This is a genomic window from Bacillus sp. GC_Bacil_1 (assembly GCF_026540675.1).
GTDB classification, from domain to species: domain Bacteria; phylum Bacillota; class Bacilli; order Bacillales; family Bacillaceae_G; genus Bacillus_A; species Bacillus_A cereus.
In genome coordinates this window covers 1-15,184 of record NZ_JALNUG010000028.1, presented here as the reverse complement: position 1 = coordinate 15,184, position 15,184 = coordinate 1, and the positions used below count along the sequence as shown (strand labels likewise).

Below are 15,184 nucleotides of genomic sequence, written 5' to 3'. Positions count from 1 at the left end.
TTTTATTTACCAATTTCGTGACGTTTACGATATACCTCATACATTAACAAACTTGCGGCTACGGAAGCATTTAAGGATGTAACTTTACCAACCATCGGTAGAGTGATTAGGAAATCACACTTTTCACCAATAATACGACTCATACCTTTTCCTTCACTACCAATTACTAACCCAATTGGCATTTTACCATCTAAATTACGGTAATCCGTTTTCCCTTTGGCATCTGTACCAGCAATCCAAAGTCCACGTTCTTTTAATTCATCAATTGTACGGGATAAGTTCGTTACGCGCGCAACAGGAATGTATTCAATCGCTCCTGTTGATGCTTTCGCAACTGACGCTGTAAGCCCCACAGCCCTTCTCTTTGGAATAATAATTCCATGAGCTCCTGTCGCATCAGCAGTACGCATAATAGAACCTAGGTTATGCGGATCTTCAATCTCATCTAAAATTAAGAAGAATGGATCTTCATTACGTTTTTCTGCCACTTTGAATAACTCTTCTAACTCCGCATACTGATATGCAGCTACTTGAGCAATTACACCTTGATGATTACCCTCAACTAATTGATCTAACTTTTTCTTTGGTGCATGTTGTAAAATAACCTTATTTTCTTTCGCTAACGCTAGTACAATCTGTACTTGTCCTTTGGCAGCACCTTCTGCGATCCAAATTTTATTTATATCTCTCCCTGATCGTAACGCCTCAATTACAGGGTTACGTCCGATAATATATTCACTACTCATGATGATGTGCCCCCTTCCTTTTCTTCTAAAACTGCAATAGCCTTATATACAATTTCGTCTAATCTTTCACGGTTATTTAATAAATGATGATAACCAATTAGCGCTTCAAAGGCTGTACTATGTCGATATGTTTGTACATCCGTATTTTTTGGAACTGTACCTGAATTTGCATTACGTCCTCTTCTTAATACCGCCTCTTCTTCCTCTGTCAAAAACGCCGTCTCTAATAAATGATAAACAACTTTCGCCTGTGCTTTTGCTGAAACAAAGCTTGTCCCTAATCGATGTAATTGATTAGGGCGAACTTTCCCTTTTTGAAGTAGGTGATAGCGGATATATTGTTCATATACCGCATCACCCATGTATGCTAACGCTAAGCTGTTTAATTGCTTTGCATCAATCATTCTTATCCTCTTTTCCATCTTGTACCTTGAGCGGTATCTTCTAAAATAATATTACGGTCTTTTAAGTCATCGCGAATTTGATCTGATAATGCAAAATCACGATTTTTACGAGCTTCAATGCGTTTTTGAATAAGTGCATCAATTTCTTCATCAAGCAACTCTTCTTGCGCTAATTCTAACCCTAAAATATCAAATAATGTTTCAAGTTGTTTTACGTATGCTTCAATTACCACTGTAGACGTATGTTCTTCCAGTAAATATTGATTCGCATGATTTGCCACATTATATAACTCAGTGATTGCATTAGCAGTGTTGAAGTCATCATTCATCGCTTCTTCAAATGCAGTCTGGAATTTTTCCAGTTCCGCTAACCATTTCTCATTATGGTCTGTTAAATCAGTACTACTTTCCATACGGTGTTTTAAGTTACCGTAAGCCGTCTTAATTCTTTCCAGTCCGTTATTTGTGCTTTGTAATAACTCTTCACTGAAATTAATTGGATGACGGTAATGTACCGATAGCATAAAGAATCTAATTAACTGCGGATTATATTGCTTAATGATATCGTGAACTAAAATAAAGTTCCCCAATGACTTAGACATCTTCTCATTATTAATATTAATATATCCATTGTGCATCCAGTAACGTGCAAATGTTTTTCCAGTTAACGCCTCAGACTGCGCAATTTCATTCTCATGATGAGGAAATGCTAAGTCTTGACCACCAGCATGAATATCGATTGTATCTCCTAAGTATTTACGTGCCATTGCCGAGCATTCAATATGCCAGCCTGGACGACCTTTCCCCCAAGGGCTTTCCCAGAAGATTTCTCCTTCTTTAGCATCTTTCCATAAAGCAAAATCAAGAGGGTCTTGTTTCTTTTCTCCTACTTCAATACGCGCACCGTGACGTAAGTCTGCGATTGGTTGATGCGATAATTTACCGTATCCTTCGAATTCCTTCGTTCTAAAGTACACATCACCTTCTGATTCATATGCATATCCTTTATTCACAAGTTCTTGAATAAATTCAATAATAATATCCATATTTTCCGTTACACGCGGATGAACTGTTGCGTGTTTGCAACCTAGTGCCGTTACATCCTCAAAGTACGCTTCAACGAAACGGTCAGCAATTGTCGGCACATCTTCACCTAATTCATTTGCTGCTTTAATTAATTTATCATCTACGTCAGTAAAGTTGGACACATACTGCACATCATACCCTTTATATTCTAAATAACGGCGTACCGTATCAAATACCATAGGTGGTCTTGCATTCCCAATGTGAATATAGTTATAAACTGTAGGTCCACACACATACATCTTTACCTTATTTTCTTCTAATGGAGTAAACTCTTCCTTTTGACGTGTTAACGTATTATAAATGTGAATAGTCATTTTTATCCTTCCTTTCTACCTTTACTTCAAGTTGTTTTTTCAATTTATCAAGTTCTACTTCCATGACCTTTAACTTATCAAAAATTGGGTCTGGAAGGTCAGAATGATTTAATTCTTGACCGATTTTTACTCCATTTTGAATAACGACTCGGCCAGGTATACCTACAACTGTAGAATGTGCAGGGACTTCTTTTAATACGACAGAACCTGCTCCAATTTTAGAATTCTCTCCAACTGTAATAGAACCTAGTACTTTAGCACCTGTTGCAATTAATACATTATCCTGAATTGTAGGGTGCCTCTTTCCCTTTTCTTTACCCGTACCACCTAATGTAACCCCTTGATAGATCGTTACATTATCACCAATTTCGCACGTTTCTCCAATTACAACCCCCATTCCATGGTCTATGAAAAAACGACGACCAATTGTTGCTCCTGGATGAATCTCAATGCCAGTAAAGAAACGACTAACTTGTGAGATCGAACGTGCAATAAAGAAGAAATTTTTTTTATAAAAAGCATGTGCAATTCGATGGGCCCAAACTGCATGTAATCCAGAGTAAGTCAAAATGACTTCGAAATAACTTCTTGCCGCTGGATCCTGTTCAAAAACGACTTCAATATCTTCCCGAAGCCTCTTAAACATCGACGTTCCCTCCCCTTTATGGGCTGCTTTTTCGAATGAACTAACTCCCTACTTATCTCCCTAAATCTTTATACACGTAGATAAAATTTATACTCATACCCAGTTTTACGGTATAAAAAAAGACGCCTCTGTCATATTGACAGAGACGCCTTATAAGCGCGGTTCCACTCTGTTTAGGCTAAAAAAGCCTCAAACTCATCTCTGATAACGGTGTACACCGCTTCTGCTTACTTTACGCCCTAAGACGTTTCGCAAAACAATTTACTGTTCAGCAGAAGACTCGAAGGGGCATTTCAAAAATCCGCTTATAAACCACTTCCAGCCTAAAGGTGGTTCTCTCTGTAAAAAGCCTGATTTTCTACTTCTCCTTCTCGTCGCTTTTCCTTATTAGGTTTTAAGTATACTTATTATATTTCTAAACCTAGAAAATGTTAACCAATTACTTTTTGAAGACGATTTAAAACTTTTTCTTTTCCAAGAAGTGCAATAGCATTCGGAAGCTCTGGACCATGTGTTTGACCAGTAGTTGCAACACGGATTGGCATAAATAAGTTTTTACCTTTATGACCTGTTTCCTTTTGAACTGCTTTAATAGCCGCCTTAATTGCTGCTGGTTCCATCGCTTCTAGTGCTTCTACTTGACCAGCAAATGCACGAAGTACTTCTGGTACTTGTTCACCTTTTAATACTTCTTGTCCTTCTTCTTCATAATCAACATGATCTTTGAAGAACATTTCAGAAAGCTCTACAATTTCAGCTCCAAAACTCATTTGTTCATGGTATAAAGCAATTACACCACGGATCCAATCTTGGTCTTGTTCACTTAAAGTTTCTCCCACACGTCCAGCTTTCACTAAATGCGGTAAACTTAACTCTACAACCGTATCTAAATCTTGCTTTTTCATATACTGGTTGTTCATCCATTTTAGTTTTTGAGAATCAAATAATGCAGGTGATTTTGATAAACGAGCTGCATCAAACATTTTGATAAACTCATCTTTAGAGAAGATTTCTTCTTCACCTACTGGTGACCAACCTAATAGCGCAATAAAGTTAAAGATTGCTTCTGGAAGATATCCAAGCTCTTTATATTGCTCAATAAATTGAATAATAGATTCATCACGCTTGCTTAATTTTTTACGACTTTCATTTACAATTAAAGTCATATGACCGAATTGTGGGATATCCCAACCGAAAGCTTCATAAATCATCATTTGTTTTGGCGTGTTTGAAATATGATCATCACCACGAAGTACATGTGTAATTTCCATTAAGTGATCATCTACTGCTACCGCAAAGTTATAAGTTGGGATTCCATCTTTTTTCACGATAACAAAATCACCAAAATCATTTGAATGGAATGCAACTTCGTCTTTTACGATGTCTTTGAATGTGTAATCACGATTAGCTGGTACACGGAAACGAATACTCGGAATACGTCCCTCAGCTTCAAATTCTTTCATTTGTTCTTCAGTTAAATCACGGTGGTTACCTGCATAACGAGGTGTTTCACCACGAGAAATTTGTCCTTCACGCTCTGCTTCTAGCTCTTCTTCTGTCATATAACATTTGTAAGCTAAACCACGCTCTAATAAATCTAGATATAATTTTTTATAAATATCTAAACGCTCTGTTTGACGATATGGTCCAAATTCACCGCCAACATCAACACCTTCATCCCAGTCCATACCGAGCCATTTTAAGTATTTTAATTGGCTTTCTTCTCCACCAGCCACGTTACGTTTTACATCAGTATCTTCAATACGAATAATAAACTTGCCATCTAAATGACGAGCAAATAAATAATTAAATAATGCCGTACGCGCATTTCCGATATGTAAGTGTCCTGTTGGACTTGGCGCATAGCGCACTCTCACTTGCTTTTCCATAATTGGTACACCTTCCATTCTTAATGTCTACACATTCTATAATTGTACAACAAAAAAATGTGATTATCCATCTTACGAATTAAAAACCATTATTTTTTCTGTAATAATACCACTGCTTGAGAAGCAATTCCTTCTTCCCTACCTGTAAATCCTAATTTTTCTGTTGTAGTTGCCTTTACATTAATGTTATCTATAGACGTTTCTAACAGTTCACTAATACGTTTACGCATACTTTCAATATGCGGTGCCATTTTTGGCTTTTGAGCAATAATTGTACAATCTAAATTCCCTAACTCGTAACCTTGTTCACGCACAAATTCCCAAACTTTTTGCAACAATACAGCTGAATCTGCATCTTTAAAAGCTGGGTCTGTATCAGGAAAATGCTTTCCGATATCTCCTGCTGCAATGGCACCTAAACATGCATCAGCAATCGTATGTAACAATACATCTGCATCTGAATGGCCGATTAATCCTTTCTCGTGTGGAATTGTAATTCCGCCAATAATTAACGGTCTACCTTCTGCAAATTCATGCACGTCAAAACCTTGTCCAATTCGAAACATTCTTTACATCCTCCTTGAGCTAAACCACTGAGCTTTATGACTCTATATTATATCGATATCCTTACAAAGAAAAGCCCGGCCATTGCCGAGCTTTCCTTTGTTATACACCATCACGGCTATTTTTTCAGAACATGAAGGAAACTTTCAGCAATTAGTAAATCCTCTGGAGTCGTCACTTTAATATTATAGTAACTCCCTTCTACTACACCTACTTGCTTTCCAATACGTTCCACGAGACTTGCATCATCTGTACCAAGAAAACAGCTCTGTTTTGCACTTCTATGAGCTTCTAGCAAAAGAGAAACAGAGAACCCTTGCGGTGTTTGTACAGCCTTAAGCTGAGATCGTTCTACCGTTTCGACAACAACACCTTGCTCTACCTTCTTAACTGTATCCTTTACTGGCACTGCACAAATGGAAGCTCCATATTTTTCTGCTGCTGTTAATACATCTTGAATCACTTTATTCGTTACGAATGGGCGCGCTCCGTCATGTACAAGAACGTATTCAACACCACTCGCATGCTGAATCGCGTTATATACACTATCTTGTCTTTCGGCTCCACCCTGAATAAATTGTACCTGTTTTTCAATCGGATACTTCTGCATTAATTCTTCAAAATACGGGCGTTCCTCTTCGTTAATTGCCATAACAATACTTTTGCACGCTTTATCTCTTTCAAAAGCACGTAATGTATGAACGATAATCGGTACTTCATTTATAAGTAAGAACAACTTATTTTTGCCAGCACCCATCCGCTTTCCTTGGCCGGCTGCCGGAATAATTAATGTATACATATTAATAATCCTCTACCTATAATGCTTTTTCTAATAATTTACGTTTTGCGAAAATCATACGACCAGCTGATGTTTGTAATACGCTAGTAACCAGTACATTAAGTTGCGAACCTACATACTCTCTACCATCTTCTACTACAATCATCGTACCATCATCTAAGTACGCAACACCTTGGTTTTGCTCTTTACCATCTTTCACAACATAAACATTTAATTCTTCGCCAGGGAGTACAACTGGTTTAATTGCATTAGCTAAATCATTAATGTTTAACACTGTTACTCCTTGTAATTCAGAAACTTTATTTAAGTTAAAATCATTCGTTACTACAGTTCCACCGGTGATTTTTGCTAACTTTACAAGTTTGCTATCCACCTCTTGGATATCCTCGAAATCGCCTTCATAAATTTCTACCGGAATCGGCATCTCTTTTTGAATACGATTTAAAATGTCTAGTCCTCTGCGACCACGATTACGCTTTAAAGCATCGGAAGAATCGGCAATATGCTGAAGCTCTTCTAATACGAATTGTGGAATCACAATTGTTCCTTCCAAAAACTTCGTTTGGCAAATGTCAGCAATACGTCCATCGATAATTACACTCGTATCGAGAATTTTCCAATGAGTCGTAGATTTTTCTGCTTCTGCCTCTTCGTTCTCGCTATTATTTTTCTTCTTACCTCCGCGTTGGGGTAATGTAAATAATCCTAGCAATTCATTCCTCTTTTTAAATCCTACTTGGAATCCTAAATATCCAAGTAAAAGAGTGAAGAACACTTGCAATACCGTACTAATAACCGGAATTGTAAATTCACGAATCGGTATTAAAATTAAATATGCAACAATAAGACCAGAGATCAATCCTAATGTACCAAATAAAACATCTGCTACAGGCGCCTTTACAAGAGCCTCTTCAATATGCTTAATAAGTTGAACAATATAATCTACAAGCCAAAATGTTGTTAAAAATAAAATAATTGCACCAATAATCGCACGAACATACGATCCTTCCAATAAAGGAACAGCACCGATGTCTAATACATTAATAACTTTTGGGATTAAGTAAATCCCTAACGCTCCCCCGATCACTAGAAAGAAGAGCTGTACGATCCGTTTTAACATCCAACCACCTCCTACTCATTATTAACCATTGTTTCGCTAATCAAAACGCCGAATGCAAAAGCGGACGTGTTTTTTTATAAATAGTTTTATTTACCAATATATCATATCATATACCAAAAATGTTCTAGTGTCGTTATATTATGGAATCAATGTAATATTCTTAATTGTGTCTACTCATATATAGATGCTCTTGAATTCTTTTTAGGCCTTCTCGTATTTTCTTCGCCCTTACTTCCCCAATTCCTTCCACATCATCCAATTCATGAATAGTCGCGCGACAAACTCCTTGCAACGTTTTGAATCGATTAATTAAATTTTCAATGATAAGTGGCGGAACACGAGAGATTTTGCTTGTAATTCGATATCCCCTTGGCGTCACACTTTCTTCTAAACTGGTTTGCCCTGGGTAACCAAGTAATTTAACTAAATCACTATCCTCTAAAAGTTGTGTATTTGCAAGGTCCTGTAACTTTTTCAAAATTTGATGATGGTCTTGTGTTTTCTCCTGATGGTAATCTTTAATTAACAATGCTGCCTCTGCTTCTAAATCAGCTAGTAATTCTGTAAGCTGTAAACGAATTAACCTACCTTCTGTTCCTAGCTCATGAATATAGCTCAATATTTCATTTTTAATACGCAGTACCATTTCAACACTATGTAAAACGTGAACTACCTCAGACATTGTAACGACCTCTTCAAATTCTAGAATGCCCAAATTCGTAATACCATCATTCCATACAGCCTTATATTTTTCTAACGTTTGAATAGCTTGGTTTGCCTTTGTTAAAATAACCCCTATATCTTTTAGTGTATAACGTAAGTTCCCTTGATATAGCGTAATTACGTTACGTCTTTGTGAAATGGCCACAACAAGGCTGCCCGTCTGCTTCGCTACACGTTCTGCTGTTCGGTGACGCATACCGGTTTCAATAGAATCAATAGATGCCTCTGGAACTAACTGTGCATTCGCTATTAAAATTTTACTTCCCGTTTCATTTAAAATAAGTGCCCCGTCCATTTTTGCTAATTCATATAAACTAGCAGGAGAGAATGCACAATTAATGTGAAAACCACCATCCACAATACTTTTAATCTGCTCATTATATCCAAGAACAATTAGCCCCCCTGTTTGTGCGCGAAGTACATTATCTATCCCTTCACGCAGTGGTGTTCCTGGGGCCACGAGCTGTAAAATATTAATCATACTTTTGACACGTTGCTTATTTTCTTCCATAGCCTAGCCTCCTAATGTCAAACGAAGCGCTTCTCCTAAATTAGAAACACCTACAACCTCAATCCCATCCGGAATTGTCCATCCTCCTAAGTTTTTTCTAGGAATAATAACACGTTGAAATCCTAATTTAGCCGCTTCTTGTACACGTTGTTCGATTCTTGATACTCTTCTTATTTCTCCAGTTAATCCTACTTCTCCTATTACTGCATCAGTTGGTGCCGTAGATTTATCCCTAAAACTTGAGGCTATACTTAAAGCCACTGCTAAATCAATTGCCGGTTCGTCTAATTTCAAACCACCAGCTACTTTTAAATATGCATCTTGATTTTGCAATAGTAAACCTGTTCTTTTTTCTAATACTGCCATAATAAGCGAAACACGGTTATGATCAATTCCCGTCGCCATTCTTCGAGGATTTCCAAAACTAGTAGGGGAGATTAATGCTTGTATTTCTACTAAAACCGGTCTTGTTCCTTCCATTGAAGCAACTACTGTTGATCCTGCAACACCAACCGGCCTTTCCTCAAGGAAGATTTCAGAAGGATTTAAAACTTCCGCAAGACCAAGCTCTTTCATTTCAAAGATACCCATTTCATTCGTGGAACCAAAACGGTTCTTCACAGCCCGTAAAATACGATACGTATGGTGTCGATCTCCTTCAAAATAAAGAACTGCATCGACCATATGTTCTAACATACGAGGTCCTGCAATTGCTCCTTCTTTTGTCACATGCCCGACAATGAAAATAGGGATTCCTTTTGTTTTTGCAAGTTTCATTAATTCCGCTGTACATTCACGTACTTGTGCCACACTTCCTGGTGCTGACGTCACTTCAGGTAAATGTATCGTTTGAATAGAATCAATAACAACAAAAGCTGGATTCATCTCTTCAATATGTGCTGCAATACGCTGCAGGTCTGTCTCTGCTACAACAAATAGATTGCTACCCTTTACATGCAAACGATCTGCACGAAGTTTAATCTGTTTTGCCGACTCCTCACCCGATATGTATAATACATCATATGAAGAATCTGCTAATTGTGATGAAATCTGTAATAGTAATGTTGATTTTCCAATCCCAGGGTCTCCACCAATAAGCACTAAGGACCCATCTACAATTCCACCACCAAGCACACGATTAAACTCTTGAAATTCCGTTTCAATACGTGCCTCAGACTTTGTTTCTACTTCGGTAAGACGTCTTGGTTTTGTTACTTCCGTTTGAATTGCATTCGCGTAATTAAGGCGCCTAGATGATACAACTGGCTCCATTTCTTCAACAAGTGTATTCCATTGACCACATCCAGGACATTTACCCATATATTTTGGTGACTGATAACCACATTCTTGACATATAAATTTCGTTTTCTTTTTAGCCATACCTTTTTATAGTTCACTTCACTTTCGTCTATAAACGTTTATCCTTCTCGTACAAGAAAGAGGGCTATCGCGTAGCCCTCTTTGTTTGTCTATACTTATTTTACCTTTTCCGCACTATGAATGACAAATGATTCTCCTTCTACATCAAAGATAACTTTTTGTCCTTTCTCAATAGCACCTTTTAAAAGTTCTTCTGATAGTCTATCTTCTACATGTTTCTGAATTGCTCTGCGAAGTGGACGAGCGCCATACTCACGATCAAATCCTTTATCTGCAATAGCTGAAATTGCCCCTTCCGTTAAGTGCAATTCGATTTCTTGTTCTTTTAAGCGATTAACTAACTGATTTACCATAAGAGTTACAATCTCTTGAATATGTTTTTTCTCAAGCATATGGAATACGATAATTTCATCAATACGGTTTAAGAATTCTGGACGAAATGCCTTTTTCAGCTCATCCATTACTTTACCTTTCATATCCGAATAATCACGGCTTTCATCTTGTACATTAAATCCAAGATGTTTGTTACGTTTTAACGCCTCGGCACCAACGTTAGACGTCATAATAACAATCGTATTACGGAAATCAACTGTACGTCCTTTAGAATCTGTTAAACGACCATCTTCTAATACTTGTAGTAAAATATTAAACACATCTGGATGAGCTTTCTCTACCTCATCTAATAAGACAACTGAATATGGCTTGCGACGAACTTTCTCTGTTAATTGTCCACCTTCTTCATATCCAACATATCCTGGAGGAGAACCAACTAAACGGGAAGTAGAATGCTTCTCCATGTATTCTGACATATCGATGCGAATCATTGCATCTTCATCACCGAACATAGATTCTGCTAGTGCTCTTGCAAGTTCTGTTTTACCTACACCTGTTGGCCCTAAGAAAATAAATGAACCAATTGGGCGCTTCGGATCTTTTAATCCTGCTCTTGCACGACGAACAGCTTTTGCTACAGCTACTACTGCTTCATCTTGACCAATCAAACGATCATGGAGAATGGATTCTAAATTTAATAATTTATCAGTCTCTGTTTGTGCAAGTTTAGAAACTGGGATACGCGTCCATGTAGAAACGACATTTGCAATATCTTCTACCGTAACCTCTGAATTTTCTTTTCCTTGTTGCTCTTTCCATTGACGTTTTGTATCTTCTAACTTCTCACGTAAGCGTTGCTCCATATCACGTAAGGATGCAGCCTTTTCAAATTCTTGACTTTGTACAGCTGCATCTTTTTCTTTTCGAATCTCCTCAAGCTTCACTTCAAGCTCTTTTAAGTTTGGTGGTGTTGTATAAGAACGTAAGCGAACTTTTGAAGCAGCTTCATCAATTAAATCAATTGCTTTATCTGGTAAAAAGCGATCTGTAATATAACGATCTGAAAGTTTTACAGCTGCATCAATAGCGTCATCTGTAATAGATACACGGTGATGCGCCTCATAACGATCACGTAAACCTTTCAAGATTTGAATCGATTCTTCTAAACTTGGCTCATCAACATGAATTGGTTGAAAACGTCTTTCTAAAGCCGCGTCTTTTTCAATATATTTACGATACTCATCTAAAGTTGTTGCCCCAATACATTGTAACTCTCCTCGTGCTAAAGATGGTTTTAAAATATTCGATGCATCGATTGCACCTTCTGCTCCACCTGCACCAATTAATGTATGAAGCTCATCAATAAATAGAATAATATTGCCTGCTTGGCGAATTTCATCCATCACTTTCTTTAAACGATCTTCAAATTCACCGCGATATTTCGTTCCAGCTACCACTGTACCCATATCTAGTGTCATAACACGCTTATCTCTTAAAGTTTCAGGAACTTCATTATTTACAATTTGCTGTGCTAATCCTTCTGCAATTGCCGTTTTACCTACACCAGGCTCACCAATTAATACTGGGTTGTTTTTCGTTCTACGGCTTAATACCTCAATTACACGTTGAATTTCTTTACCACGTCCAATAACAGGGTCTAAGCGATTTTCACGCGCAACAACTGTTAAGTCCCTTGCTAAACTATCAAGTGTCGGTGTATTTGCATTTGATGCTGAACCACCTTGATGACCTGAACTAGCTTCATTACTTCCAAGAAGTTGTAAGACTTGTTGTCTTGCTTTATTTAGACTTACACCTAAATTATTTAAAACACGTGCGGCTACACCTTCACCTTCACGGATTAAACCGAGTAAAATGTGTTCTGTTCCAACGTAAGAATGGCCTAGCTTACGCGCTTCATCCATAGATAATTCAATAACCTTTTTAGCACGAGGTGTATAATGTACAGTTTGAGAAGCTTCTGTTCCACGCCCAATTAACGCCTCTACTTCTTTTTGAACTTTCTCTGGACTTAATCCAAGAGCAATTAATGCTTTTGCTGCAATTCCTTCACCTTCGCGTACAAGCCCAAGTAAAATATGTTCTGTTCCAATATTATTATGCCCAATACGAATTGCTTCCTCTTGAGATAAAGCTAATACTTTCTGTGCTCTTTCTGTAAATCTTCCAAACATCATAGAAATCGCCTCCTACTTGCGCTTAGTTTTTTTCAATACGTAATCGCTCACGGATTAAGGTTGCTCTTCGATAATCTCTTTCTTCTGGCCCTAAAGGTCCACCTGCGTATTGTTGTAAAATACCTGGTTGCGTAAGAACCATTAGCTCAGTCAAAATATTTCTCGATATACCTTTTATATATCCTAGATCAATACCAAGTCGTACATCCGATAAGCAATTGGCTGCTTCTGCAGATTGAATTAAACGACTGTTTGCTAGTATGCCGTAAGAACGATAAACCTTATCTTCAAGTTCAATACTTGAATTTTGTACAATTAATTCTCTAGCTATTTTTTCTTGCTGTATAATTTGTTGAATGACACTCTTTAAATCTGCAATAATATCTTCTTCAGACTTTCCTAGCGTCATTTGATTTGAAACTTGAAATATATTACCTAACGCTTCGCTACCTTCACCGTATATTCCTCTTACTACTAACCCTAATTTTTGAATTACTTGTATAATACGGCTAATTCTTTTTGTTAAAACCAGTCCCGGTAAATGAATCATCACAGAAGCTCTTAACCCTGTGCCAACATTAGTAGGACAACTTGTAATATATCCAAGTGACTCATCAAAAGCGTATTCAACTTCTTTCTCAATCCAATTATCTATTTGATTGGCGCTTTGAAGCGCCTCTGATAACTGTAATCCTGAAAATAGGCACTGAATCCGAATATGGTCTTCTTCATTAAGCATAACACTAATATGTTCACTTTCTGATAGTAGACATGCTCCATATTCTGTCCCTGCAAGATTTGGACTAATTAAATGCTTTTCGACTAAAACTCTCCTTTGAAGAGGGGTTAATTCATTCATCTTTAATAGTCCAAACTCCCCAAAGGACCCTACTGCTTTATTTATAAATTTCTTTTTGAATAATTCATGAATCTGTTTAGCTTCTTCTTCGTTTTGCATAGTGGAAAATTGATATTGTTTAAAATTACGAGCCAAACGAATTCGACTACTTAAAACAATATCAGAATCAGGGCCATCCCCCTTCATCCATGGACTAATTGCTTCGTTCATAATTTTGTCCAGTGACATAGAATTATTCCCCCTCCCTATGCTCACTAAGCTGTATTTCAAGACCTCGGATTTTATCCCTTACCTCTGCAGCTTTCTCAAATTCCTCTTTCTGTACGTATTGTTTCAGAATAAGTTTTAGTTCATCTAATTCTTTCTTTAAGTGGATATTTCCTTCTATACGTTCCGGAATTTTTCCACAATGTTCTGTATGCCCACCGTGAAGGCGTTTTAATAATGGCTTTAAATGCTCCTTAAATGTATCGTAACAAGAAGAACAGCCAAAACGTCCGACTTTTGTAAATTGTTCATATGTCATCTTACAATCTGGACACCTTACTATATCTGCATTTGAAAATCCATTTTTTCCTTCTTCAAACATTGTTGATTCACCGTGTAATAAACCAGCAAATAAATCATGAAATGAAAAGTTAGACTGCGATGATTGAAAGAAAGACGTATAGCCACTTTGCTCTGCACATTGCTCACAAAGATGAACTTCCGCCTTCTTCTCGTTAATTACTTTTGTATAATGTAAAGTTGCTGGTCTTATGTTACAGTTTTGACAAGTCATCACTATCCCCACCTTTACAACAGGAACGCTCTATCTCATGATACTTTTCATACATTACTAGATTGTTCGCTTTCCTGAATCCATTTAAATAAAAGTGCATGTTCTTTTTCAAAACTTCTACAATATTTAACTGCTTTATCTTAGTTATCAATCTTTTACAAAAGTTATATTTATTTATATTTCAGTGTTCTTAACATTGCGCATAATATTCGAGCCCTAAGTTCATCTCGAGAAGGAACATCCATTGATAATACAGAACGGTCTATTACACTTAACATCAGTTTCGCTTCACGATTTGTTATGATTCCCTCTTCTATTAAACGTATAATCATACTTTCTGCATTCCCTTGCGCAACGCTATGATCAATCATATGAAGCATTTGATCAATAATGTCTATATCATCATGCAGTTTGACTTTTATAATGCGAATGTAACCTCCTCCACCACGTTTACTTTCTACTACAAATCCTCTTTCTAACGTAAAACGGGTATTGATTACATAATTGATTTGAGATGGTACGCACTCGAATCGATCCGCAATCTCATTTCTCTTGATTTCAATCACATTATTATTACTTAAGTCAATAACTTGCTTTAGATATTGCTCAATGATATCAGATATATTTCTCATTTATCCGCCACCTTTATTGACTTTGACTATCTTTGACTTTAATTATATACGTATTAATAAAATTTGCAACTCTTTTGCTTATTCACTATCCTAGCCACATTCCCTTGTATTTAAACAAAATATGAATACTTTAAACACATTTTTTATTACTATGGATTATAAAATAAAACACGAAAAAACACGAGTCATTTGACTCGTG

At 37.0% G+C, this 15,184-nt stretch carries 14 protein-coding genes and 1 other annotated feature; all 14 genes read right to left on the bottom strand.

Going from position 1 to position 15,184, the window contains the following annotated elements:
• Positions 1 to 2 precede the first annotated feature (2 nt).
• Positions 3 to 746: a 23S rRNA (guanosine(2251)-2'-O)-methyltransferase RlmB gene (rlmB, locus tag OXT04_RS27515; protein WP_000093765.1), complete on the bottom strand. Its 744-nt coding sequence runs from the start codon at positions 744 to 746 to the stop codon at positions 3 to 5.
• Positions 743 to 1,150 carry a Mini-ribonuclease 3 gene (locus OXT04_RS27510; protein WP_000564261.1) on the bottom strand — a complete coding sequence of 136 codons (408 nt, stop codon included), beginning with the start codon at positions 1,148 to 1,150 and terminating at the stop codon, positions 743 to 745. The genes rlmB and OXT04_RS27510 overlap by 4 nt, the downstream gene beginning before the upstream one ends.
• 2 nt (positions 1,151 to 1,152) lie before the next feature.
• Positions 1,153 to 2,550 carry a cysteine--tRNA ligase gene (gene cysS / locus OXT04_RS27505; RefSeq protein WP_000152272.1) on the bottom strand — a complete coding sequence of 466 codons (1,398 nt, stop codon included), beginning with the start codon at positions 2,548 to 2,550 and terminating at the stop codon, positions 1,153 to 1,155.
• Positions 2,531 to 3,196, bottom strand: a complete 666-nt coding sequence (cysE, locus tag OXT04_RS27500) for a serine O-acetyltransferase (RefSeq protein ID WP_090978618.1) — start codon at positions 3,194 to 3,196, stop codon at positions 2,531 to 2,533. The genes cysS and cysE overlap by 20 nt, the downstream gene beginning before the upstream one ends.
• Before the next feature lie 138 nt (positions 3,197 to 3,334).
• Positions 3,335 to 3,580, bottom strand: a binding site (T-box leader).
• A 47-nt stretch (positions 3,581 to 3,627) separates the two neighbouring features.
• Positions 3,628 to 5,085: a glutamate--tRNA ligase gene (gene gltX, locus OXT04_RS27495; RefSeq protein WP_000415150.1), complete on the bottom strand. Its 1,458-nt coding sequence runs from the start codon at positions 5,083 to 5,085 to the stop codon at positions 3,628 to 3,630.
• 89 nt (positions 5,086 to 5,174) lie between these two features.
• Complete coding sequence (gene ispF, locus OXT04_RS27490) at positions 5,175 to 5,651, bottom strand: 2-C-methyl-D-erythritol 2,4-cyclodiphosphate synthase (protein WP_000488386.1); 477 nt, start codon at positions 5,649 to 5,651, stop codon at positions 5,175 to 5,177.
• A 116-nt stretch (positions 5,652 to 5,767) separates the two neighbouring features.
• A complete protein-coding gene (gene ispD / locus OXT04_RS27485; RefSeq protein WP_053565450.1) occupies positions 5,768 to 6,448 on the bottom strand; it encodes a 2-C-methyl-D-erythritol 4-phosphate cytidylyltransferase in 681 nt (226 codons plus the stop codon).
• Positions 6,449 to 6,464: 16 nt separating this feature from the next.
• Entirely contained in the window at positions 6,465 to 7,568 is a 1,104-nt protein-coding gene (locus OXT04_RS27480; RefSeq protein WP_053565451.1) for a PIN/TRAM domain-containing protein, read from the bottom strand.
• A gap of 160 nt (positions 7,569 to 7,728) precedes the next feature.
• Complete coding sequence (disA, locus tag OXT04_RS27475) at positions 7,729 to 8,802, bottom strand: DNA integrity scanning diadenylate cyclase DisA (RefSeq protein WP_000392164.1); 1,074 nt, start codon at positions 8,800 to 8,802, stop codon at positions 7,729 to 7,731.
• A gap of 3 nt (positions 8,803 to 8,805) precedes the next feature.
• Positions 8,806 to 10,182 (bottom strand): DNA repair protein RadA, encoded by a 1,377-nt coding sequence (gene radA, locus OXT04_RS27470; RefSeq protein ID WP_001085199.1) that lies wholly within the window; start codon positions 10,180 to 10,182, stop codon positions 8,806 to 8,808.
• A gap of 95 nt (positions 10,183 to 10,277) precedes the next feature.
• Positions 10,278 to 12,713, bottom strand: a complete 2,436-nt coding sequence (gene clpC / locus OXT04_RS27465; RefSeq protein ID WP_000971170.1) for an ATP-dependent protease ATP-binding subunit ClpC — start codon at positions 12,711 to 12,713, stop codon at positions 10,278 to 10,280.
• A 22-nt stretch (positions 12,714 to 12,735) separates the two neighbouring features.
• Entirely contained in the window at positions 12,736 to 13,800 is a 1,065-nt protein-coding gene (gene mcsB / locus OXT04_RS27460; RefSeq protein WP_000050836.1) for a protein-arginine kinase McsB, read from the bottom strand.
• A 4-nt stretch (positions 13,801 to 13,804) separates the two neighbouring features.
• Positions 13,805 to 14,353: a protein-arginine kinase activator protein McsA gene (gene mcsA, locus OXT04_RS27455; protein WP_000128385.1), complete on the bottom strand. Its 549-nt coding sequence runs from the start codon at positions 14,351 to 14,353 to the stop codon at positions 13,805 to 13,807.
• A gap of 170 nt (positions 14,354 to 14,523) precedes the next feature.
• The gene (gene ctsR, locus OXT04_RS27450; protein WP_001244560.1) at positions 14,524 to 14,985 is read right to left on the bottom strand and encodes a transcriptional regulator CtsR; all 462 of its coding nucleotides are present in this window, start codon (positions 14,983 to 14,985) and stop codon (positions 14,524 to 14,526) included.
• Positions 14,986 to 15,184: the final 199 nt, after the last annotated feature.